The sequence below is a fragment of the Halobacillus sp. A1 genome, from assembly GCF_024189295.1.
GTDB lineage: Bacteria > Bacillota > Bacilli > Bacillales > Halobacillaceae > Halobacillus_A.
The window spans coordinates 139114-163141 of record NZ_JAIZEN010000007.1; the positions used below are offsets into that span (position 1 = coordinate 139114).

Consider the following 24028-nt stretch of genomic DNA (forward strand, 5'->3'; position numbering starts at 1 on the left):
ATAGTTATGGCGGGAAGATTTGAAGGAAAAGCAGCATTTGTAACCGGAGGCAGTCGTGGCATAGGAAAGGGAATTGTCGAACGACTGGCTGAAGAAGGCGCAAAAGTGGCTATTATTGATATTAATGAAGAAGCGTTACTTGAGGCGGAACATGAGTTGAGAGAAAAGGGGTTTGAAGTCATGACCCAGGTAGCCGATGTAGTAGAGGCTGATCAGGTAGAAGCTGCTATGGAAGAGGCCCATTCTAAGTTCGGATCGATTGATATTCTCGTAAACAATGCCGGAGTGATACGCGATAACATGTTATTTAAAATGGAAGGTTCAGATTGGGATACTGTGATGAACGTTCATTTAAAAGGGTCTTTTAACGCAGCAAAAACCGCTCAGAAGTATATGGTCGAGAATAAATATGGACGAATCATCAATATTTCATCAACTTCTGCATTAGGTAACCGCGGGCAGGCGAATTATGCAACAGCCAAGGCTGGTTTACAAGGTTTTACGAAAACGCTTTCAATTGAACTTGGCAGATTTGGAATTACGTGTAACGCTGTCGCACCCGGATTTATTGAAACTGAAATGACGAAACAAACCGCTGCACGCATTGGCATTTCGTTTGAAGATCTAGTTAAGGCAAGTGTAGAAAACATTCCAGTTGGAAGAAGCGGCAAAGCTGATGACATCGCCAATGCCGTAGCCTTTTTTGCTGATGAACGATCTTCTTTTGTCAGTGGTCAAGTGATGTATGTAGCCGGAGGGCCTAAAAATTAATGAAAGCGAAGTGGTTTCATGTTCACGCATGGCATAGGTAAACGATCAGCAAAGGTGAAAAACACGGTGGAAAGAGGAGCAGTCAAAAAATTCGCCGAGTCTATCGGTGATCTTCACCCTATTTTTGTCTGTGAAGAAACAGGGAAGCAGTCTCGTTATCACCAAAACATTGCTCCACCCACTTTCCCTCGAGTTTTTGATTATGGAACGATTGAGGAGTTGAAGCTTCCAAACAAAGGTCTCATACATGGTGAACAAATCTATCATTATGAGCGCCCGCTGCTTGTAGGAGAAGACATTCTCTGTTACTCAGAGGTCAAAAATTACTATGAAAGAAACGGAAAAAGTGGAGAGATGGGATTTTTACTATTAAATAGGTTCGGGGAAGACCTTGAAGGACGACTGATTTTTACAGAGGAACAGGTCGTTATTATTACAGAAGCGGTTCGAAGGGAGATGAGGGTGTGAATTCATTAAAAGGTCTTCCGGTTGGTGAGTCTTTAGAAGAAATCACTCTGCCGCCCGTATCCAGGATTGATTTGATCAAATATGCCGGAGCGTCAGGAGATTACAATCCCATTCATACTATTGACGAGGAAGCTGAAAAGGCTGGCCTGCCTGGAGTCATTGCTCATGGAATGTGGACGATGGGAAATCTTGCAAAGCTGTTTACCCCCTACTATGAAGAAGCCTTCATGGAGAACTACGCGATTCGTTTCAAAGGGATGGTCTTTATCGATGACGTGATCACTCTTCATGCTAGATTGGAAGATGACAATGATGAAAAAATGAGCTTTGAAGTGAATGCGGAGAATCAGGATGGCAGGGCAGTCATTACCGGTACAGTCGTGCTAAAAAAAACTGAGGCATTTCCTACATAAAGGTAGAGCGAACAGGTAGGAAGAAAATGACGAGGCAGCCGTAAACCAACCATCAGCGGCACAGGAGGGAGCCCACATGCATATTAAACAATTGTTTGACCTTTCAGGAAAGACGGCCATAGTAACTGGTGGAGGAAGAGGATTAGGGAAACAAATTGCTGAAGGTTACGCAGAGTCTGGTGCCAATGTTGTCGTTTGCTCAAGAAAACAAGAGGCCTGTCAGGAAGTAAGTGACGAGCTTGCTAAGATTGGAGTAGAATCACTCGCACTTAAGTGTGATATTACAAGCGAAGAGGATGTTCAAAGGGTCGTGAAAGAAACAGTCGAGAAATTTGGAACGATTGATATTTTAGTGAATAACAGCGGAGCTACCTGGGGTGCTCCTGTTGAAGAAATGCCTCTTGCCGCATGGCAGAAGGTGATAAACGTGAATATGACAGGAACTTTTCTCATGGCCCAGGCTGTAGGGAAAGTCATGCTTGAACAAGGATATGGAAAGATTATTAACATTGCTTCTGTAGCAGGTCTTAAAGGCTCTGACCCGGAGTATATGAATACGATCGGCTACAACTCTAGTAAAGGGGCTGTGATTACTTTTACAAAGGATCTCGCTGTCAAATGGGGACCTAAAGGTATTTATGTGAATGCTATTGCCCCTGGATTTTTTCCTACAAAGATGTCGAAAGTTTTGATAGAAAAAGGAGAAGAGGCGTTCCTTAAAGGAACTCCGTTAAGAAAGTTCGGTTCGGAGAATGATTTGAAAGGTGCTGCTGTATTCCTCGCTGCCCCGGCATCGGATTATATCACAGGAGATGTAATGATCGTCGATGGTGGATCACACGCTATGTAAATCTGGATAAGGAGTTGAAACTATGAATCGAGAAGCAGTGATTGTTTCAGCTGTGCGTACAGCTATTGGGAAACAAGGAGGAACGTTGGCTTCTATACCTGCTCATATTCTAGGTGCAGAAGTAATCAAAGAATCCATACGACGTGCCCAGGTAGATCCGGAACTTATTGAGGATGTTATTTTCGGTAACGTACTGAGTGGAGGAGGTAATATTGCTAGATTATCCGCTCTGCAGACCGGACTATCCATTAATCTGCCAGGCTTAACCATCGATCGACAATGTGGCTCAGGGTTGAATGCGGTCAATTTAGCAGCCCAGGCTATTCGGTCCGGGGAAGGAGATATTTATGTAGCTGGTGGAACGGAAAGCATGAGTCAAGCTCCTTATTTAATGGAACGCCCGGAGAAGGCATATAGTCCTGCCCCTCCTAAATTCCGAAAATCTCAATTGGCCCCAAACGAGATAGGAGACCCTCCAATGGGGATAACAGCTGAGAATCTAGTGGAAGAATATCAGATTAGTCGAGAGGAACAGGATCAATTCGCATATCAAAGTCAGCGGCGAATGGTAAGTGCTGTAGAAGAGGGCCGTTTTGATGAGCAAATCACTCCTATAACAGTTCCCGTTCGAAAAAGTGATCCTATTCAATTTCAAATCGATGAGCACCCACGTCCGCGAACTAGTATGGAAGGGTTATCTAAATTAAAGGCGGCATTTGTGGAAGGTGGGTCCGTTACAGCAGGGAACAGCTCTGGGTTGAACGATGCAGCATCGGCACTTGTTATGATGTCGAGAGAGAAAGCGGAGGAGGCTGGTGTGAAACCTTTAGCTATCGTGCGTGAAAGTGCTGTAGCAGGCGTCGATCCGAATATTATGGGGATAGGCCCCGTGCCTGCAACAAGAGAAGTATTGAAAAAATCGGGTCTCTCTCTTCAAGATATGGATGTGATTGAAATCAACGAGGCTTTTGCCGGTCAAGTGTTAGCTTGCAACAGAGAACTTGAAATGGACCTGGACAAGGTGAATGTTAATGGAGGAGCTATCGCACATGGACATCCACTGGGGGCTACTGGAGCAATTCTTACGACTAAAGCTCTCTATGAGCTGAACCGGTCAGGCGGAAGATTCGCTCTAATAACCGCTTGTATCGGAGGCGGCCAAGGTATAGCGACAATTATCGAGCGCCCCTGACTCTACTGAAAAGACTGTGCTTTTAGGTATGATATAATTTTATCGCCGGGTTTATAGGCAGGACATCATAGTAGTTATACCATACTTAAATGAGAGGAACATTTTTTCATGAGACAAAAGCTGATTCATTCTGGTATCCATTTATTCGATAGAAAAGGTTTCACAGAAACGTCCATAGAAGATATTACAAATGAACTTCAAGTTACTAAGGGAACATTCTATTATTATTTCAAAAGTAAACAAGAGCTGCTCAGGGATATTCATCTCGGTTATATCGAATTTCTTTTGAAAACCCAGGAAGACATTCTTAACGATCCGTCAAAAGATAGCCGGGCTAAGCTTCGTGCAACTATTTTTATGCTCATCCATAGTATTCAGAATCAAAAGAAGAGCGCGAGGATATTCTTCAGGGAAATGCGTAATCTTGCCCCTGAGTATTTGGAACAGAACATGGAAAAAAGAGATTTATTCCGAAGAAACGTTCAGAAAATAGTAGAAGAAGGAATAAGGGAAGGATACTTTCAGGAGAATTTAAATGCGGATATGATAACCCGTGGAATTCTTGGGGTGACGAACTGGAGTTATTACTGGTTTCATCCTGAGGGGGAAGTTTCTGATGAACAATTGACCGATATTTATCTTGAAATGATTTTAAATGGCATTAACAAAAAAGAATAGAGCATTCGGCCATGTTACATGTTGGCCTGTAGATGCTGACTAGTCAGTATAATTCAACGGGATGGAGGTGCTGAACGTGAAACACGTAACAGAAACCAGGGTAAGGTTTTGTGAGACCGATGCCGCTGGACACGTGAATAATACGAGTTATTTCATTTACTTAGAAGAAGCGCGCGGGAAGTTCTTTCAAAACCTGCTGAAAGATCATCAGACATTTGGTCAATTTATTATCGCTTCTACTCAGTGCGATTTTCTAAGTCAGGCTTACTTCAACCAGGAACTGGAGATCTTTACTTGGATATCTAGAATAGGTACAAAAAGTTTCCGCTTTGATCATTCGATTCAAGCGAAAGAAACAGGGGACATTATAGCTAAAGCAGAAGCCACTATTGTTCATTTCAATTACGAGGAACAAAGAAGCGAGGCTATTCCTGCAGAAATAAGAGAAGTTCTAGATGAGCAGCTGGTTACAAATTAAAGTTGGGGTGATAAAGTGAGAAGATTTTCTGGTTCTACCGCAGTAGTTACAGGAGCTGGAAGCGGTATAGGGGAGCAGACGGCTATTCGCTTGGCTGCTGAAGGTGCACGAGTAGTTCTTGTCGGACGGACCGTTTCTAAGCTGGAAAAAGCAGCGGAGCAAATCAATTCCTCTTTAAGCGAGCCCGTTGCCGAAATCTTTCGAGCGGATGTGACGGCAGAAGAGGATGTTGAAGAATTAGCTCATTTCATAACGCAGAATTATGGAACTCTGCATGTGTTGATCAATAACGCAGGGACTTCAGGTACGTCCACTATCTTAGACCTTCCTGCCAGTGAATGGGGGCGTATTCAAGATACGAATGTTAAGAGCGTTTTTCTCGTTTCCAAAGCATTAGGAAAAATCATGATAGACAACAATAGTGGGGAGAACCGTGCCATTATAAACGTCGCTTCTCTATCGGGTCATAAGGCGGGCGCAATGATCCCTCACTATAGTTCCTCAAAAGCAGCGGTAATAAATTTTACAAAAGCACTGGCTTTAGAAATGGCTCCACATGGAGTGCGTGTGAATTCAGTATCCCCTGGATTCGCAGAAACACCATTGACAGAAGAAGGGTTAAAGAACAAACGATTTGAACAGGCAATTGAAAAGAATACAGCATTGCGGCGTGTCGGAAAACCTGAGGAAATCGCTAATGTCATTTCCTTCGCAGCTTCAAAAGAAGCCTCATACATGACAGGTACAGATTTACTCGTAGATGGAGGATGGATGATTACTTAATTTGATAGGAAAAGCCATTAAAAAGGAGAGGGATTTATTTATGCAGACGAAGCATTATGAATTTTGGCCGAACGTTACAAAATCATTGACCATTCCCGAAACCTCTTTATATGACAATCTGACAATATCAGCTGCCAGGTACCCTGACCATGAGGCGATTTGTTACTATGGGCACACCATATCCTACCGCGAGCTGCTTCAAGAGGTGGAGAGTCTGGCGGGATACTTACAGCAGCATCTTGGAGTGACTAGTGGTGAGAAGGTCCTTTTATTCATGCAGAACTCACCTCAGTTCGTTATAAGTTATTATGCCATACTAAGAGCTGGAGCTGTAGTAGTCCCGGTCAATCCTATGCTGAAATCGAATGAACTTGAATTTTATGTTAAAGATTGTGAAATTCGAAATGGCATCATTGGCCAGGAACTATTAGAAGAAGTCCAGCCTTTACTAAATAAGACAACTACTCTTGGACAATTAATTATTGCTTCATATTCAGATTATACAGGTGAGGAAAAAGATATACCTCAGGAAGCACTAGGTCCCCCGGCAGTCTTTCCTAATGAGAACTTCTTTCTGTGGAAAGATGCTATCCGTACGAATATCCAACCACATGATCAACGATTAGACGCTGATGATCTGGCGGTTCTTCCTTATACTTCTGGTACGACAGGATTGCCTAAAGGCTGTATGCACACGAACCGAACCGTTCAGGCAAATACAGTAGGTGCAGCTCATTGGTCACGCTTAACCTCAAGATCAAAAAGCCTGGTGACGTTACCTTTATTTCATGTTACAGGAATGGTCCACAGTATGCATATGCCGATCTTCAGCGGTAGTACGATGGTAATCATGACGAGATGGGACCGTGAGACGGCTAGGAAATTAATTAGTGAACAGCAGTGCACTCATTGGGTTACGATAAGCACGATGCTCGTTGATTTCCTTGCCAATCCTGAATTACAACCTGAAGATCTAACATCCTTAATCGGGATTTCTGGAGGAGGGGCTGCTTTTCCTAAGGCTCTCGGAGAGAAGCTGTTTAAATTATCGGGTTTAGAATTCACGGAAGGGTACGGGCTATCGGAAACCATAGCTCAAACCCACTTTAATCCGCCTGAACGGCCAAAAATGCAGTGCTTAGGCATCCCATCCTTTGATGTGGATTCAAGAATCATAGATCCAGTCGATCAAAGTGAAAAGGAACCTGGAGAAATTGGAGAGATTGTAGTTCATGGCCCCCAGGTGATGATCGGTTATTATAACAGGGATGACGAAAATGAAAGCGCTTTTATTGAGATTGATGGAAAATCATTCTTTAGAACTGGAGATATTGGCCGTGTTGACGAGGAGGGGTATTTCTTCATTGTTGATCGTGTGAAACGTATGATCAATGCCTCGGGATACAATGTTTGGCCTACAGAGGTTGAGACTCGTTTGTATAACCATGAGGCCGTTGAACAAGCATGTGTCGTAGGTATACCTGATCCGCGGAAAGGAGAAGAGATCAAAGCATTTGTCATTTTAAATGAAGGGTATAAAGGTGAGATTTCTGAACAGGAAATCATAGAGTGGTCGAAACAGCAAATGGCTGCCTATAAGTATCCTCGTGTAGTTGAATTCAGAGAGGAATTTCCGACAACGGCCAGCGGAAAGATTTTGTGGCGTAAGCTTCAGGAGGAAGAAGTGGTGCGATTCGAGGCAACAAAAAAATAAGGCAGCGCTAATTGGCGGAGGTTTCAAAATTAGTCTTTTCACCTAATACATACTAACTATTCAGTAGGTGTTAGGTGGAATATAACCTTCCGCACATTCGTGAGGCTAAAGGGGTAGTTGAATGGATATTCTCACGCAGCAGCTTTTTAATGGGTTGACCATAGGAAGTGTTTACAGCCTGGTTGCTTTAGGTCTGACCCTTGTTTATGGAATTTTACACATTCCCAACTTCGCTCATGGAGCATTATACATGCTCGGTGCTTATGTGACTCTTACTTCGATGCTTCTGTGGAATTTCAACTATTGGCTGGCAATCGCCATTTCGATAGTCGTTGTCGGTTTGCTGGGAGTATTGATGGAACGCCTTGTTTTTAACCCGCTGAAAAATTCGCCGCCGATCCATGACAAAATCGCAGCCATAGGAATTCTACTGTTTCTTGAGGCGTTAGCTCAATTAGTCTGGGGAGCGGACTATCGCACGATGAGTACACCTTATGGAGAGGTCGTTAACGTGTTCGGTACAACATTGACGATGCAGCGAGTGTTGATCAATGTCGGGGCGGTCATCGTCATGATTCTTCTCTATTTCTTTTTGAAAAAGACCTTTATGGGATCGACTATTATAGCAATGGCACAAAACCGTAAAGGGGCACATCTAGTAGGAATCAATACAAATAAAGTGGCCATGCTCACCTTTTTGATTTCTGGCGGGTTAGCAGCCATCGCCGCATCTTTGTCGGCTCCTATCAATCTAGTTTTTCCAGGGATGGGCCACCTTGTAATCTTAAAGGCATTTGTCATCATCATCCTCGGCGGGATGGGGAGTGTACCAGGAGCGATCCTGGGAGGGTATATTCTCGGATTCACAGAAAGCCTTGGGGCCACATATATATCCAATGATTATAAGGATGTTATAGCTTTCATATTACTTATCATCATTTTGTCCTTCAAACCAAAAGGATTGTTTTCGAAGGAGGGATTTTAAGTGCCGGCAATGACTAAAAAAAGTATCGCATTGATTGTCTTGATCATCGGCGCCATGGTCATCCCGTTTATTATCCAAAATGAGTATTGGCTTCATATTTTGACGTTATCGTTCATTTGGAGTATTGCGGTTTATGGATTGAATATTCTAGCGGGTTATACGGGGTATTTATCGCTTGCCCATGCCGGTTTTTTTGCTATTGGAGCTTATGCATTAGGCTTGTTAACTGTTAAAGCCGGGCTTAATTATTGGGTGGCTTTGATTTTAGCATGCATCATTACAAGCGGAATCGGATTACTTATTGGGTTGGTTGCCCTTAGAACCAGGGAGCACTTTTTTGCAATTTACACGCTATGCGTCGGATATGTCATCTATCTCGTTATCGATAAGTGGGACAGCTTAACAGGAGGAGTTCGTGGCTTGATCGGCATTCCGGCACCGTCAAATATCGGTCCAATATCGTTCCAGAGTGCCATCTCACAATACTATCTCATCTTATTCTTTCTATTAGCGACAGTTGTCGTCATGTACCGGATTGTGCACTCTCTTACTGGCCGTACGTTCATAGCAATTAGAAACAGTGAAGAACTTGCTCAAACGATCGGCATTTCAACTATGAAAAACAAGTTGACCGTTTTTGTCCTTTCCACTTTTTTTGCGGGACTAGCAGGGGCGTTATATGCATCGTTCATTCGATTTATCGGTCCCGATATTGGTTATACAACGATTATTTTTGATTTACTTACGTATTTACTTGTTGGGGGGATCGGGACGTTAGCGGGTCCGGTTGTTGGAACCATTTTAATTGTTTCCGTTTCCCAGTCTCTTCAATTTTTACAAGATTATCGTATGTTGATTTTTGGACCGATGCTCACCTTGATTATCATTTTTTATCCTAGAGGCATTGTAGGGATGGTCAGTGAGTGGAAAATGAAATGGTTCAATAAAAAGAAGAAAGCACCGGCCGAAACATGGAAGAGTACCTATTCCGACTCTGAAGATGTTCGTGAAGATAAAGTGAAGGAGGGATAACGGATGTTCATAGAAGCCAAGAATCTGACGAAACAGTTCGGTGGTCTCACAGCGGTGAAAGATGTCAATTTCGAAATTGAAAAAGGCAAGATCAATGCGATTATCGGACCTAACGGGGCAGGGAAGTCTACTTTTTTCAACTTAGTCAGCGGTTCTTACATTCCTACCTCGGGACAGGTTATTTATAAGGGAAAGGATATCACCAAGCTTCCGCCGAATAAAATTGCTGAACTAGGTGTAGCCCGGACGTTCCAAACGACGAATCTTTTTGAACAAGCCACGGTATTGGACAACGTTATTGTCGGCCATCGTCTTCGGACGAAATCCAACTTATTGGACGCTGTGTTAAGAACAAAGCGCTATAAGAAAGAAGAGAAGAAGTGTAAAGATAAAGCGATGGAAGTATTAGATTTTGTCGGTTTGACGAACATAACAGATCAACTGGCCGGCAGCATCACTCAGGAAGAAAAAAAGCGTGTAGCTTTTGCATTAGCTCTGGCTACCGATCCTGAAGTCGTGTTTCTAGATGAGCCAGCTGCAGGGATAAACTCTGGGGAAACCGAAGGACTGGCAGAACTCATGAAGAAGATGGTCAAGCGAGGCATTACGGTATGTCTTATCGAACACAAAATGCAAATGATTATGAAGCTTGCAGACAAGATCATGGTTTTAAACTATGGGGAAAAAATAGCTGAAGGTTCATCGGAAGAGATAATGAACAATCAGGATGTCATTGAAGCGTACTTGGGAGGCGATGCTAGTGCTTAAGCTTGCTGGGTTATCGGTGAAGTATGGAAGTTTTACAGCCATTGAAAAAGTCGATATCGAAGTGAATGAAGGAGAATTGGTCGTTTTACTAGGAGCGAACGGAGCTGGTAAAAGCACAGTATTTAAAGCAATCAGCGGTATTGAAAAATGGAGTGATGGTGACATTTTGTTCAATGGCTCTTCTATTAAGAAGAAGTCCCCGGATCGCATTGTTAAAGCAGGCATTGTCCAGTGTGCAGAGGGGAGGGAATTATTTGGCGGTATGACTGTCTATGAAAATTTGGTCATGGGCGCATACGTCCATCGTCGAAAAAAAGCACAAGTGAAAAAGTCACTGGGGCACGTTTATGACTTATTTCCGATCTTGCAGGAAAAGAAAGACAGTGCGGCGGGGGCGTTGAGCGGTGGACAGCAGCAGATGCTTGCTATCGGCAGATCCTTAATGTCCCAACCGAAGCTGCTTCTTCTAGACGAGCCTTCCATTGGTTTAGCGCCCTTGATTGTTGAACAGATGTTTGAGGTTATTCAAAAGATTAATGAAGAAGGGACCACGGTTTTGCTAGCTGAACAAAATGCGAACGCGGCTTTGAAAATCGCTGACAGGGGTTATGTTTTTGAAAGTGGTTCGATTGTTGTAGAAGGATCTTCTAATGAGCTGTTCACTAATGATTCCGTTCGTAAGGCTTATATCGGTGCTTGAAGATAATCAACTGTAAAGGGAAAGAGAAATATTCAATGCGGTCGACTCTAAGCGAATACCATTAAACGGGAGGAAAAGTAAATGAAATTGTTCCGGTTATTAGCTTTCCTAATCATGTTGTCCTTCGTACTCATTTTGACAGGTTGTATTGAAAACACGTCTAACGATGCTTCAAGTGAAGAAGAAACCGAAGCTGATACAGAAGTCGAGGAGCCTGAAACTGAAGAAGGCGAGGAGATTGTCAATATTGGTTTCAGTGGCCCTTTGAGTGGAGCGGCTGCCTATTACGGTGAAAGGTCTTTGAACGGGATGAAAATGGCGGCAGAAGAAATTAATGATGGTGGTGGATTTGATGTTGATGGGCAGACTTACAAGTTTAATTTAATTCCTTTAGATGATAAGTATCTGCCAAACGAAACAGCATCTAATGCCAAGCGGCTCGTTCAAGAAAATCAAACTCCTATTATTTACGCACCTCACAGCGGAGGGATAAATGCGATGCAGGTGTTCAATGAAGAGGACAATTTTCTGATCGGCGCTTACACCAGTGAGCCAGGGGTAACGGAAGCAGGAAATCCCCTTACAGTCAGGATTCCTCCTCGTTACGACGTATATGTAGAACCTTTTACCGAGTATTCTATGGAACGCTTTGGAGAGAAGCTGGCTGCTCTGCCGACAGCTTCCCAATATGGAAAAGATTGGGCTGAAGAATTGCTCCCTCACTGGGAAGAAGCGGGAGGAGAAGTCGTTTACGATTCTTCCATTGATTTTTCCAAGGAAACGGACTTCTTTACTATCGTGACAAACGCTTTAGAAAATGATCCGGATGTTTTGTTTATTGGAGGACCTTCTGAGCCGACTGCTAAATTAGCCAAACAGGCAAGAGAGCTAGGGTTTGAAGGCGGATTTATTATCATGGACCAGGCGAAGCTTGATGAGATGAGAAAAGTGGCGGAAGAGGATTCCTATGAATTGTTTGAAGGTTCCGTCGGAGTAACCCCTCTAGTAGATTCAGATTATCCTGGAACGGATGAATTTGTAGAAAAATACCGTAATGAATATGATGAGGACCCAGGATCAGAAGCCGGTTTCCACTATGTTTCCCTCTATATATTTATGGAAGCGATGAAGGAAGCAGGAACTGTCGATGATCCAGAAGCTATTCGAGCGAGCATGCAGGCTGGACTGGAGCAATTACCGGAAGATAAACAAGTGTATACGATACCTGAGATCGGTGAAGACGGAGGATTTAGAACAGAAACACGTATTGTCGCAATAGAGGATGGAGAGGTATTTGAAATAGAAGTGGATGAATAAAAGAAGAATTCAGAAAAGAAAGGGTGATACCGTGAACTTTGATTTAAGCGATGAGCAGGAAATGGTCAGAAAAGTTGTTCGGCAGTTCGTTGATAAAGAGATCAATCCTTATATTCAAGAATGGGATGCTGAAGGGCATTTCGAACCGTCTATTCTAAGAAGACTTGCTCAGCTGGATTTGATGGGAGTATGTATCCCGCAAAAGTATGGAGGCAGCGGGATGGATTATAATACACTAGCTATCGTCTGCGAAGAGCTGGAGAGAGGGGATACAGCGTTCAGAACGGCAGTTTCTGTGCATACAGGGTTGAACAGCATGACACTATTACAGTGGGGAAACGAGGATCAAAAAGAAAAATATCTCATCCCGCAAGCCAAAGGTGAAAAGGTCGGAGCCTTCGGATTAACTGAACCAAATGCGGGGTCTGATGTCGCCTCCTTACAAACTACAGCTGTGAAAAATGGGGACTCTTACGTGCTCAATGGACAAAAAACATGGATTTCCCTATGTGACTACGCTGATCATTTTTTAGTTTTTGCCTATACAGATAAAACTAAAAAACACAAAGGTATTTCAGCATTCATCATAGAACGGACTATGCCAGGATTTTCATCACATGCAATCAAAGGCAAACTAGGTATTCGAGCGGGCAATACGGGAGAATTATTTTTTGACAATGTAAAAGTACCTGAAGATAACCTGCTTGGAAAAGAAGGAGAAGGATTCAAAATAGCTATGGCGGCATTGGATAACGGTCGATTTACCGTAGCAGCCGGAGCTTGCGGACAAATACAAGCTTGCATCGAACAAAGTGTCCAATATTGTCATGAAAGAGAAACATTTGGAAAGGAAATCGGGAAACACCAATTAGTGCAGCAAATGCTCGCTAAAATGGAAGCAGGATATCAAATGTCCCGCTTGCTGGTATTTCGCGCCGGTGAACTGAAAAATCAAGGCAGACGGAATACGAGGGAAACATCATTAGCTAAATGGCAGGCATGTGATTTCGCCAATGAAGCGGCTAATGATGCTGTACAAATACATGGGGCTTACGGTTACTCTCACGATTATCCTGTGGAAAGGTTTTTGAGAAATTCGAAAGCACCCGTCATTTATGAAGGAACCCGTGAAATTCATACCATTATGCAAGCCGAATATTTACTAGGTTATCGATCGGATAAACAGCTGGCTAACTCATTGCCAGCCTGGTCTCTTGAAAAAGAAGAGTTTTCTGTTAGAGGGAAAAGCTAGAGGTAGAAACGAAGCTTTGGGCCTATCCCCAAAGACTTCGTTTTTATTATACGTTTTGTTCGAATGCATTGATAAGGAGTGAAGTCATGGATTTTCATTTAGATGAAGATATTCAGGTTCTTAAAAAGAACGTGCGCGATTTTATCCAGACTGAAGTGGAAGCGGTGGCTATGGATATTGAAAAGCAAGACAAAATTCCAGAGAAGATTATTGCTATGTCTAAAGAAATGGGATTATTCGGCTTAAGCATTCCAGAAGAGTATGGAGGTCTCGGCATCGGGATGGTGGGGAAATGCGCTCTATATGAAGAGATTGGGGCAACCCACAATGGGTACACCACATTGATAGGAGGTCATACAGGAATTGGGACCGTAGGAATCGTGGAGCTTGGGAATGCCGAGCAGAAGAGCAAGTACTTGCCGGCACTAGCGAGTGGTGAATCAATTGGAGCTTTTGCTCTGACGGAACCTAGTGCCGGATCGAACGCAACCAACTTAAAAACTACAGCGGTACGCGAAGGGGATCACTATATAATAAACGGAACTAAACATTATATTACAAATGCGACGGAAGCTGACATCTTTACCGTCATGGCTGTCACCGACTCTAGTAAAGGAGCTAAAGGAATAACATCTTTTATCGTAGAAAAGGACTTCCACGGCTTTCACGTGGGAGCGGTTGAACCGAAGATGGGGCTCCACGGGTCGCAGTCTGCAGAGCTTATTTTAGAAGATTGCAAGGTACCTGCTGAGAATATTCTAGGAGAAGAAGGGCAAGGCTACGTAAATGCCTTGAAAATTTTAGCAAACGGTCGAGCTGGTTTGGCTGCAAGAAATCTTGGTTCCTCACAGAAACTGCTGGATTTGTCCATGCAGTTTGTCCAAGAACGCGAGCAATTCGGTGTTCCTATTATTGATCATCAAGCTGTCGCTCATATGGTTTCGGAAATGGCTGTGGAAATTGAGGCATTAAGATCGTTTACTTATCGAGTAGCATGGATGGCAGATGAAGGGAAAAAAATCATTAAAGAAGCAGCTATGCTGAAATTATACGGTTCGGAAGTCTACAACCGCGTGGCTGATAAAGCGGTTCAAGTCCACGGAGGAATCGGCTATATATCTGATTATCCGATAGAGAGATTTTTTCGTGACGCAGTAATTACAAGAATCTATGAGGGGACTTCTGAAATTCAAAAAAATATCATAGCTGGCCAGTTGAGAAAAGAATACAGTCTTTAAGTAGTAAGGAGGGGGATTTCATGACAGAAGACTTTGTTATTGTAAGCGCGGTTAGAACTCCTATCGGCGGATATGGAGGATCTTTGAAAGAATTGAACTCTGGTCATTTAGCTTCCATTGCTATAAGAGAAGCTGTCTCAAGGGCAGGAATAACACTTGAGCAAGTGGATGAAACGATTCTGGGTGAAGTAAGGCAAACCACGGAGTCTTCCAATGTGGCTAGAGTAGCCGCATTACGTGCCGGGATTCCAGAGTTTTCTCCTGCTTATACAATTAATAGATTATGCGCGTCAGGGATGCAATCCATTGCTTCAGCTGTTCAGCAAATTACCTTTGGTCAAGCAGATATTGTAGTTGCCGGTGGTACAGAAAGTATGAGCAACTCACCGATTTACATTCGCAACACACGTTTTGGCGGTGATCAAACCAGATTAGTTGATTCTAATGTAGAAGCGGGTCAGCAGCCTCAGGAAATTTACGGTGAAGATCTTGGGATGGGGATGACAGCTGAACACGTCGCCGAAAGGTATAATATAAACAGAGAAGATCAAGACTCTTTTGCCCTGGAAAGCCAACATCGTGCCAGCAAAGCTATAAATGAAGGGAAATTCAAAGAAGAAATGGTTTCTATTGAAATAACAGATAGAAAGAAATCTTTCCTAATGGAGACCGATGAACACCCTCGCCCCGAGACGACCTTTGAAAAGCTCTCTTCTTTAAGACCAGCCTTTAAAAAGAATGGCTCAGTCACTGCCGGGAATGCGTGTGGAAGAAATGATGGGGCTTCCGCGCTCGTTATTATGAAAGAATGGAAGGCAAAAGAATTAGGTCTCCAGCCACTGGCTCGAATAATCGACTGGGCAGCATCAGGAGTTTCTCCAGAAATTATGGGGATAGGACCTGTCCCGGCAGTAAAAAAGCTATTAGAAAAAACATCTAAACAAGTTCAGGATATCGGGCTTATCGAGCTGAATGAAGCTTTTGCGGCTCAAGCATTAGCTGTTATTCGTGAGCTCTCTTTAGATCCGGAAAAGGTTAATGTAAATGGAGGTGCCATAGCACTAGGACACCCCGTAGGTGCGAGCGGCGCAAGAATAATAACGACCCTTCTTCACGAAATGAGAAGACGAAAAGAACAGCTGGGTGTTGCTGCTTTGTGTGCGGGCGGGGGACAAGGGATGGCTATGATGATTGAACAAATCTGAAAGCAAGGTGAAGTGTGGATGACTAGATCAATAGATAAAATAAATGAAAGTTTTGAATTTAATCCTTTTCATCAAAAAGATCCGTAATAGGGTCTTTATTTTTTATGCCATTGATGGACGTAGACAAGGACTCGGGTATAACTCATTCCAGTTCATTATTTAAAATCTAAATGGTACTACTTTAAGGTTACCATCACATTAAATCTTTATAGGCTAGCGGTGTACTTCTATTTTCCACTTTAATGTACTGTAGTAATTCTATCCCTCTTTACTCCTAATAAAAACTCAAATCCTTTTAATATATAAGAAAATTCAGTAAAATGTTCAGTGAATTCATAAAAAGGCGGGGATATCTATGACAAATGACACTCTTTATAAAAAATCGTATTTTTCAAGGCTGCCGGAGCTTGGAGACTTAGCACCAGAAGCTTTCAAAGCTTTCGTGGAATTCGACCAAAAGGCTGTAGCTCCGGGGGAACTTACAGCTAAATTCAAAGAGATTATAGCAATTGCAGTCGCGCATACGACAGGGTGCCCGTACTGTATTGAGGTTCATGTGAACAATGCAAAAAAACAAGACGTTTCCCGTGAGGAGGTAAGCGAAAGTATCATGGTGGCCACTGCTCTAAAAGCTGGGTCAGCAGTGGCTCATGGAGGAAATGCTCTTAACGCTTACGATGGGACTTCGGACCAAGAGCTGTACAAGCAGCAGTATTTTGATAGAATTAAAGAATTTGCCAAGTTATCGGGTGATGCGTTTCAAGGGTTTATAGATTTTGATAAGAAGGCGATGAAAGCTGGTGTCTTATCTGCGAAAGAAAAAGAGCTGATTGCTGTAGCTGTTGCTCATACGACAGGCTGTCCTTATTGTATAGACATTCACACGAAAGGGGCTAAAAACCAGGGAGCTTCAAAAGAGGAAGTTGCTGAAAGTATTTTTGTAGCAACGGCTTTAAAAGCAGGTTCAGCTATTGCTCATTCCGTAAACGCATTGAACGCTTATGACTCTGAATAATAGGAGGAAACGTAGAGCAACTATTTTGGTTAACCAAAATAGTTGTTTTTTTTGTTGCACAGCTGTCCTACCTATTATCGCAACAACTGTAAGGGCTTTCGGCAAGGATCATTAATCGAAAATAAAACTAGGTAAAGGTATTGATTAAACCTCTTGAAGTAAAGCAAAAAAAATCTGCCTGAGAGGGCAGATTTTTTTAATCATACGAGGATATGCTCTACATTCTCATTGCTTGTAACAATCAGAAGTACTTTTCCTTCATCCATGTCCTCTTCATATTCGTGAGCATCCTCTTCAGAAAAACCTATTTCCTGAAGCTTAGCACGGAGTTCATCCCCTTGTTTATTAAAGATATTTCCTACAAAGGTTTTTACATCCTGCTCTGAAAGACCGATCGTATTTGCATTCGCATTGTCAGCAATACGGTTAGTACGGTCATCGTCATGGGATAATACATAAATTTCTTTACTTGAGATTCCGTTATTTTGAAGCTTCTTAATATCTTCCATAAGTTTTTCATCATTAGTGAATTCCTTAATATAAGGCATTTTATACACTCCTTGGATTGGTTTGATTTATATACCTGTGATTCCCAATCCTTTCTGAAGTGAAACATAGTAATCGGCACACTCGTATGGAAAAGGACAGCTTCACTTAGGAGTGAGGTTGTCCTTTGCTATTACTTAACTGCTTTTAGTTTGCCTTTCACTTCAAATATTTCTACAGAATTTGCGGGAGTTTCAATGGTAAGTTCCCCTTTTTTACTTTTCAGCTTTTTGCCGTCTAATAAAGAAGTCAGGTGAACGTTGTTTGGCGTTTGTTGATTATAGAGGTCAAACAGTTCGACAGACTGATTGTTGTCTCCCTGATTTACTACAACGATTACTTTATTTTGGGGAAGCGTACGTTCATATACGAGAGTGTCCTGATTAGAATGGATGACATTGAATTCTCCGTGTGTCAAAGCTTTATTGTCATCCCTGATTTTAGTCAAATTCTGATAATGCGCTTTTAAATCTAAGTTTTGTTCTTCTTCATCCCAAGGCATCATCTCGCGGTAATAACGATCTTTCCACTCCTCTACAAGGTCATGGTCGCCGCTTTGTGATAAGCCTACTTCATTTCCATAATATATGATAGGGGCCCCTGGTAAAGTGAATTGCAGCGAAGCCGCGTTTTTCATCGTGTTGACGCTGCCATCAGCTTCATAAATGAATCGTGGAACGTCATGACTGTCCAGGAATGTAGCTGGAATGAATTCTTCATGGTACGAATCGAAAATAGTTGTAAGAGATGTGCCGAATTCGTTCATGCTTTCTCCATTGATTAATGCATCGGAAATGGCAGACTGAGTTTCGAAGTCAATTGCCCCGTCAAGTTTTCCGGAGTAAGAATTAATTTTATCCAGATCATCCCAAACTTCTCCGAAGATGAATGCTTCAGCATCATTTTGTTTCACAGCGTGACGGAAATCTACCCAGAAACTATAGCTTGGGCCCTTGGCATAATCTAAGCGGAACCCATCTACACCAATTTCATCCATCCAAAATGGTACGACAGTATTAAGCATGTAGTCTCTGGTTTCTGAATGGTCGTTATTCAATTCTGGTAATTCTTTTACATCGTAAAATGTTTCATACTCTTCCGGCCATTTTAGAAAAGTGAACCAATCATAATACGAGCTGCTTTCCCCTTTGCTGACGGCATCCTGAAAGAATTCATGTTGATCGGAAACGTGATTAGGTACGAGGTCATAAACGACTTTCATATCTTTCTCATGAGCTGCATCTACTAATTGTTTCATCAGCTCGTTACTTCCAAATCGCTCGTCAATATTGAGGAAATCTGTAGGGTGATAACCATGTGAGTAAGGACCCTCGTAAATAGGTGAGACCCATATTGTATTGACCCCAAGACTTTCAATATAATCTAACTTCTCAATAACCCCTTGAAGATCTCCGCCCATCCATCCTTTTAAACGTTCATCTTCGGGAAGGGAAGGGTCAACAGAAGTGTTATTACTTTCATCACCATCACGGAAACGGTCTACAAACACTTGATAAATCATAGATTCTTTAGCCCATTCAGGTGACTTGTAATCTTCCACATAGTACGCGAACTCCGTAGCGTCTTCAGAGCTCAGGGAGTTGTTATCAGCAAACTGTGATCCTTTACTTGCAGAATCCCAAACATCAGTTTTATATTTCACACGAGTATTATTTTTTTGTTTTGGAATGGTTGCTTCTAAAAGACTAGTTTGCAACCCATCCTCATTCGTTTCAATATTTTTTATTTTTAGTGGAGAGACTTCTCCGTTAGATACGCTCCCCCGAGTTCCTTCTGGCGTTGACCCATCGGTAGTGTAGTAGACTGCTCCTTGATCAATAGGACCGTAATGTTCAACCGTCACTTTGATGGTAGTTTCATCATGTTTGTCTGGTGTATATGGGTCATGGTTGAAATTATGTGTTACTTTGTCCGCTACGGGAATGTTCTCCCATTCTTTAACTTCGTCCTTGTAAACTTTATTATCCGTTGTAAAAATTGCTTCTCGAGATGCCTCTATTTTTTCCTGATATGACTCTCCACCTAAACTGTACTTATATTCCAGAGTCTCTCCAGCTTCTCCTTTAACCTCAATTTTGTAAGTATCCTCTCCAGATTTTTCAAGTGGACTTGCCGTGTAATTGAAGTCGTTTTTGTTTGAAGCTAAAGTCGGTACTACCCAATCAGGAGTTCCAGATGGTACTTTAACTTCCAAAGTCAGACTTCCACTTGAAGTATCGGCAAGCTTAACGTTAACTTTACGTTCCTCTTTTGGATCAAAGACAAATGTATACTTTCCATCCTGTGGAGGAGTGAATTCCAAGTTGCTTCCTTCCATCCAGTTCCCGTCATATACGTACTTGAACTCTACATTTTTTCCGCCCTTTAAATCAATGGGTTCACTTACCCAGGTGCCTTCTTCTTCGTCGTATGTAAGTGGGTTATTGTCAGAGCTCCAATCCAAAGAATCAGCACTTCCTCTGACAACTACTGATTCATAAACATGGTCCTGAGCACTTATTGTCGATTGTGCAATCGATTGCGCAAAAGGCAATAAAAAAATGATAATCCCGATAGATACAAGTAATTTCTTCAAAATATCATCCCTTCTTCTTTTTTGTAATCGCTTTCATATTACAGGGGTTTCAAGAAAATGTATATAGTATAATGGAGTCATCTTTGTATATAGAGGTGATACTTTAACTTAACTTTTCTTCTTACTCTGCCGCTGTTCAAGAAAGAAGCGCAGTCTACTTTCAAGACACAATCAAGAAGATTTATACATAAAATTCTAATATCTCTACACGAGCTGAAGGTATATCCTGCATAAGGATATACCTTTTTAAGTCAGCATTGAAGTTTAAATCTATAGTGTTACATAATAAATACCTTTAATAGACCCCATTCCCGGATCCCCTGGGTCCTTTGAATACTCAGTTTCTTCAGTAGCTGAGGCACCGAACAATAAAACAAGCAACAGAATGGACAGCATTAAAGATTTCATTACAAACCTCCTGTATTGTATTTTATTGAAGTAGAAAATCCAGGTCTTGCTATTTTGAATTAAATACAAGGGAGCGACTATTGTACTGGGTCTGGGATGGTTTTAAATCTTTATGACGGCGTTAAACGAGGATGTGAGGTTGGAGTATTGATGGCTGTATAAAAATATAACTGGTATTTAGAGCCATTATAACACTATATTAATAAAATAAAATGATTGAAATAAAAAATCACGATAAGGAGAAACGTGATTTTTCTAAAATAAATATCGATTTAAATAATGGATAGGCAGATTGGCGAAAAATAGATCACCATTCTCATGTTTGAATCTTTCATGGGCACTTATAAGCATTTCTTTACTATTTGTAGCGACACCCAAGTAAGTTTGTTGAAAAGGGGTTGGATTTTTAAGAGGAAGCAGAATGTGTTGAGCCTTTTTAAAATCACGGTCGGCTATGGCCAAATGAGCCGTTTCAATTGGATCTGCAGTGGTAATATGTTCTGTTCGCTGATGGAAAGCACATATAAACGGAATGGTGTGGTTTTCAATAGAATTGATGGATGATTCCAATTCATAATCCTTTGCGATTTTTAAAGCAGTTTGAGCGTATTCGAAAGAATACTCGAAACTGTCAAAAACATGACATAAAGCGAGGATGTGGTTCATTTTACATAATTGGTGGGGAGATATTACTTTATTCAAGTATTTGTAGGCATGCTTTTTTGCTAAGAGTATATTATTAGTCTTCCAATAATGCTGAAAGGCTAACTCTTCGAATCTTAACTTCATAAAATAATGAAATAAGGGTTCGTTCACTTTGTTTAATGATTCAAAACAGTCTTCCATATACTTATCGAGCCCGGTAAATCTTTTTAAATCATAATACCCGTAAACAATCGTGAAAAAGTGTAAGCATTGAGTTGAAGGATGCTGAAATTCAAGCGACTCCAATTTGCGGAGCTGCTGATAAGTAAGAGGGGATTTCTTCCTGTCTAATAAAATCTGATAAAGAGCTGTCGCTTCATCTGTGAACGTCTCAGTGTTAAGCAGTGATTCTGCTTCTTGATAAAAATCGTTCATGTACAGAAATTCCAGGTAGGCTAATCGGTCTTCAAAAGTCTTTGGAGAGGTGTTCAAGCAATAATCCTTGACTAAGGTGGTAGCTTCGGTTCGAGAATGGGCCTTCAATAGCTGATGATACGTCTTATAAACAGTAGAAGTTTGTTTTATTTGAATCTGTGTAATCGGACTTGGTTCTATAAGATTATGACACCCCATGATCGACCCTCCCTATTTACTCATTTACATTGTTCCTTTAATTATATATGAATTATTGGGAAAATAAAGAAAAATGTCTCCTTAAACTGTATATTTTACTTGCAAATGTAAGACTGTCATAGTAAATATGACTTATTTAGTTTAACAGACAGTATTATATTTTTCTGAATATTGTTTAATTTTAATATAAGGCAGTTTAGGTATAAGGAAGTAGTGGTATATAAATATAGTATTTAATATACATAATTAACCATTTCAGGAGGTTTACATTCTATGGGAAAAAACAATGAGCAGAATAAGAAAGATAAACAGCTGGAGAAATTTCGCACAGACGATCGCGGAAAGAAAATGACGACCAACCATGGAACAAAAGTATCTGAAGATGAGTTTTCACTAAAAGCGGGAGAGCGCGGCCCTACATTAATGGAAGACTTTCACTTCCGGGAGAAAATGACGCACTTTGACCACGAAAGAATTCCTGAAAGAATCGTACATGCCCGGGGCTTTGCTGCTCACGGCGAGTTTCAAGTATATGAATCAATGAAGGAATATACTAGAGCTGGATTCCTGCAGGATCCATCAGTTAAGACTCCTGTCTTTGTAAGATTTTCTACCGTTGCTGGTAATAAAGGGTCTGCAGAAGCTGTACGTGATGCCCGCGGGTTCGCAACAAAGTTTTATACGGAAGAGGGAAATTATGACCTTGTCGGAAACAATATTCCTGTGTTTTTCATTCAAGACGCACTGAAGTTTCCGGATATCGTACATGCAGTGAAGCCAGAGCCTCACAATGAAATGCCGCAGGCAGCTTCGGCTCATGATACGTTTTGGGATTTTGTTGCCAATAATCAGGAGTCGGCTCATATGGTGATGTGGACCATGTCGGATCGGGCAATTCCGCGCAGCTTCAGAATGATGGAAGGTTTCGGAGTCCATACGTTCCGACTCGTCAACGATCAAGGGGAAGCTCACTTTGTAAAGTTCCACTGGAAGCCAGTGCTCGGCACGCACTCACTGGTATGGGATGAAGCTCAAAAAATAAATGGTAAGGATCCGGATTTCCACAGAGGTGATCTCTATGAATCAATTGAAGCGGGAAATTATCCTGAATATGAGCTTGGAGTCCAGGTAATCAAAGAAGAAAATGAATTTAGCTTTGATTTTGATATATTAGATCCTACTAAGCTTTGGCCTGAAGAAGATGTCCCAGTAAAAATAGTCGGTAAAATGACTTTGAACCGGAACGTGGATAATGTGTTTGCCGAAACAGAACAAGTCGCTTTCCATCCGGGTAATGTCGTTCCTGGAATTGATTTTTCAAATGACCCTCTTCTTCAAGGGCGTTTGTTCTCCTATACGGATACACAATTAATCCGTCTTGGTGGACCTAACTTTCATGAACTGCCGATCAACCGACCAGTTTGTCCTTTCCATAATAATCAGCGTGACGGATATGGAAGAATGACCATCAATAAGGGGCCGGTTAGTTATCATAAGAACTCGTTGGCGAATAATACTCCGGAAACGTCTACTGAGGAAGAAGGTGGTTATGTTCATTACCAGGAGAAAGTGGAAGGCCGTAAAGTAAGAGCAAGAAGTGAGAGCTTCAAAGATCACTTTTCTCAAGCTACACTTTTTTGGAACAGTATGAGTGATGCGGAGAAAGATCATATCATTCAGGCGTTCAGTTTTGAATTAGGTAAAGTGAAAAACTCTTCTATCCAGCAGCAGGTGGTCGATATGTACGCCAATGTCAGTCTTGAATTAGCACAGGCATTTGCTGAAAATATTGGTGCTGAGATTCCGCAGACTGGCGGGTCTGGTGTAACAAAATCTTCTCCAGCATTAAGTCAGGAAAATACGAACAAAAAACCTCAAACTCGTACAGTAGCTGTTTTAATAGCTGAAGGTTTTGATGGTTCAGAAGTCAGTTCAATCCTGGATGGACTGAAAGGAAAGGGCATCCAGCCAGAAATCGTAAGTGATAAGTTAGGAACCCTGAAAGGTGATGATGGTGCAGACGTGAAAGTGGACCACACGTTCTTGACTGGTGAGTCTGTCCTTTTCGATGCTATATATGCTGTGGGCGGTAGTCGGGTAAGTGAGAAAACACATAAAGATGCCATGTACTTTATCAATGAAGCTTTCTCTCATTTCAAGCCGATCGGGGCGACACATCACGGTAAGAAGTGGCTGGAAGAAGCGAAGATCACAAACAGTCCAGGTGTTGTTCACGGAGATGATGCGCAAGCTTTTGTTAAAGAGTTTACGGAAGCGATCGCTGAGCATCGTCACTGGAGCAGACAGCTCGTATAAATGAAAAATCCTTGTAGATTTCTTT

The 24028-nt window shown here is 41.8% G+C and carries 23 protein-coding genes; 19 read left to right on the plus strand and 4 right to left on the minus strand.

What is annotated here, in order from left to right; translation table 11 throughout:
- Window positions 1–6: 6 nt before the first annotated feature.
- The 18 genes from fabG to LF817_RS09970 all read left to right on the plus strand — a co-directional run bounded on the left by fabG (window position 7) and on the right by LF817_RS09970 (window position 16859).
- A complete protein-coding gene (gene fabG, locus LF817_RS09885) occupies window positions 7–771 on the plus strand; it encodes a 3-oxoacyl-ACP reductase FabG (RefSeq protein ID WP_253935643.1) in 765 nt (254 codons plus the stop codon).
- A gap of 18 nt (window positions 772–789) precedes the next feature.
- A complete protein-coding gene (locus LF817_RS09890; RefSeq protein ID WP_253935644.1) occupies window positions 790–1239 on the plus strand; it encodes a MaoC family dehydratase N-terminal domain-containing protein in 450 nt (149 codons plus the stop codon).
- A complete protein-coding gene (locus LF817_RS09895; RefSeq protein WP_253935645.1) occupies window positions 1236–1652 on the plus strand; it encodes a MaoC/PaaZ C-terminal domain-containing protein in 417 nt (138 codons plus the stop codon). The genes LF817_RS09890 and LF817_RS09895 overlap by 4 nt, the downstream gene beginning before the upstream one ends.
- A 76-nt stretch (window positions 1653–1728) precedes the next feature.
- Window positions 1729–2502, plus strand: a complete 774-nt coding sequence (locus LF817_RS09900; RefSeq protein WP_253935646.1) for an SDR family oxidoreductase — start codon at window positions 1729–1731, stop codon at window positions 2500–2502.
- A gap of 22 nt (window positions 2503–2524) precedes the next feature.
- Window positions 2525–3694 (plus strand): thiolase family protein, encoded by a 1170-nt coding sequence (locus LF817_RS09905; RefSeq protein WP_253935647.1) that lies wholly within the window; start codon window positions 2525–2527, stop codon window positions 3692–3694.
- Window positions 3695–3802: 108 nt separating this feature from the next.
- Window positions 3803–4372 carry a TetR/AcrR family transcriptional regulator gene (locus tag LF817_RS09910; RefSeq protein WP_253935648.1) on the plus strand — a complete coding sequence of 190 codons (570 nt, stop codon included), beginning with the start codon at window positions 3803–3805 and terminating at the stop codon, window positions 4370–4372.
- Between the two features lie 76 nt (window positions 4373–4448).
- Window positions 4449–4850 carry an acyl-CoA thioesterase gene (locus LF817_RS09915; protein ID WP_253935649.1) on the plus strand — a complete coding sequence of 134 codons (402 nt, stop codon included), beginning with the start codon at window positions 4449–4451 and terminating at the stop codon, window positions 4848–4850.
- A 15-nt stretch (window positions 4851–4865) separates the two neighbouring features.
- Window positions 4866–5633 carry an SDR family NAD(P)-dependent oxidoreductase gene (locus LF817_RS09920; RefSeq protein WP_253935650.1) on the plus strand — a complete coding sequence of 256 codons (768 nt, stop codon included), beginning with the start codon at window positions 4866–4868 and terminating at the stop codon, window positions 5631–5633.
- Window positions 5634–5673: 40 nt separating this feature from the next.
- Window positions 5674–7347, plus strand: coding sequence for a long-chain fatty acid--CoA ligase (locus LF817_RS09925; RefSeq protein ID WP_253935651.1), 1674 nt, complete (start codon window positions 5674–5676; stop codon window positions 7345–7347).
- Window positions 7348–7468: 121 nt separating this feature from the next.
- Window positions 7469–8332: a branched-chain amino acid ABC transporter permease gene (locus LF817_RS09930; protein WP_253935652.1), complete on the plus strand. Its 864-nt coding sequence runs from the start codon at window positions 7469–7471 to the stop codon at window positions 8330–8332.
- Window positions 8333–9364 (plus strand): branched-chain amino acid ABC transporter permease, encoded by a 1032-nt coding sequence (locus LF817_RS09935; RefSeq protein ID WP_371925033.1) that lies wholly within the window; start codon window positions 8333–8335, stop codon window positions 9362–9364. It begins immediately after the preceding gene.
- Between the two features lie 3 nt (window positions 9365–9367).
- Complete coding sequence (locus tag LF817_RS09940; RefSeq protein ID WP_253935653.1) at window positions 9368–10132, plus strand: ABC transporter ATP-binding protein; 765 nt, start codon at window positions 9368–9370, stop codon at window positions 10130–10132.
- A complete protein-coding gene (locus LF817_RS09945) occupies window positions 10125–10832 on the plus strand; it encodes an ABC transporter ATP-binding protein (RefSeq protein WP_253935654.1) in 708 nt (235 codons plus the stop codon). Before LF817_RS09940 ends, LF817_RS09945 begins: the two co-directional genes overlap by 8 nt.
- 81 nt (window positions 10833–10913) lie before the next feature.
- Complete coding sequence (locus LF817_RS09950) at window positions 10914–12149, plus strand: ABC transporter substrate-binding protein (RefSeq protein ID WP_253935655.1); 1236 nt, start codon at window positions 10914–10916, stop codon at window positions 12147–12149.
- A 31-nt stretch (window positions 12150–12180) separates the two neighbouring features.
- Window positions 12181–13401 (plus strand): acyl-CoA dehydrogenase family protein, encoded by a 1221-nt coding sequence (locus tag LF817_RS09955; protein WP_253935656.1) that lies wholly within the window; start codon window positions 12181–12183, stop codon window positions 13399–13401.
- An 86-nt stretch (window positions 13402–13487) separates the two neighbouring features.
- The gene (locus LF817_RS09960; RefSeq protein ID WP_253935657.1) at window positions 13488–14639 is read left to right on the plus strand and encodes an acyl-CoA dehydrogenase family protein; all 1152 of its coding nucleotides are present in this window, start codon (window positions 13488–13490) and stop codon (window positions 14637–14639) included.
- A gap of 20 nt (window positions 14640–14659) precedes the next feature.
- The gene (locus tag LF817_RS09965; RefSeq protein ID WP_253935658.1) at window positions 14660–15844 is read left to right on the plus strand and encodes a thiolase family protein; all 1185 of its coding nucleotides are present in this window, start codon (window positions 14660–14662) and stop codon (window positions 15842–15844) included.
- Window positions 15845–16199: 355 nt separating this feature from the next.
- Entirely contained in the window at window positions 16200–16859 is a 660-nt protein-coding gene (locus tag LF817_RS09970; RefSeq protein WP_253935659.1) for a carboxymuconolactone decarboxylase family protein, read from the plus strand.
- Between the two features lie 200 nt (window positions 16860–17059).
- Here LF817_RS09970 and LF817_RS09975 read toward each other — a convergent pair whose 3' ends face one another.
- The 4 genes from LF817_RS09975 to LF817_RS09990 all read right to left on the minus strand — a co-directional run bounded on the left by LF817_RS09975 (window position 17060) and on the right by LF817_RS09990 (window position 21687).
- On the minus strand, window positions 17060–17407 hold the full coding sequence (locus LF817_RS09975) for a YflT domain-containing protein (RefSeq protein ID WP_253935660.1): 348 nt from the start codon (window positions 17405–17407) through the stop codon (window positions 17060–17062).
- Between the two features lie 131 nt (window positions 17408–17538).
- On the minus strand, window positions 17539–20001 hold the full coding sequence (locus LF817_RS09980; protein ID WP_253935661.1) for an alpha-amylase family glycosyl hydrolase: 2463 nt from the start codon (window positions 19999–20001) through the stop codon (window positions 17539–17541).
- Window positions 20002–20271: 270 nt separating this feature from the next.
- Complete coding sequence (locus LF817_RS09985; RefSeq protein WP_253935662.1) at window positions 20272–20409, minus strand: hypothetical protein; 138 nt, start codon at window positions 20407–20409, stop codon at window positions 20272–20274.
- 255 nt (window positions 20410–20664) lie between these two features.
- Entirely contained in the window at window positions 20665–21687 is a 1023-nt protein-coding gene (locus LF817_RS09990; protein ID WP_253935663.1) for an AimR family lysis-lysogeny pheromone receptor, read from the minus strand.
- A gap of 273 nt (window positions 21688–21960) precedes the next feature.
- Between LF817_RS09990 and LF817_RS09995 the strand changes: the two genes are divergently transcribed.
- Window positions 21961–24003, plus strand: coding sequence for a catalase (locus LF817_RS09995; RefSeq protein ID WP_253935664.1), 2043 nt, complete (start codon window positions 21961–21963; stop codon window positions 24001–24003).
- Window positions 24004–24028 lie beyond the last annotated feature (25 nt).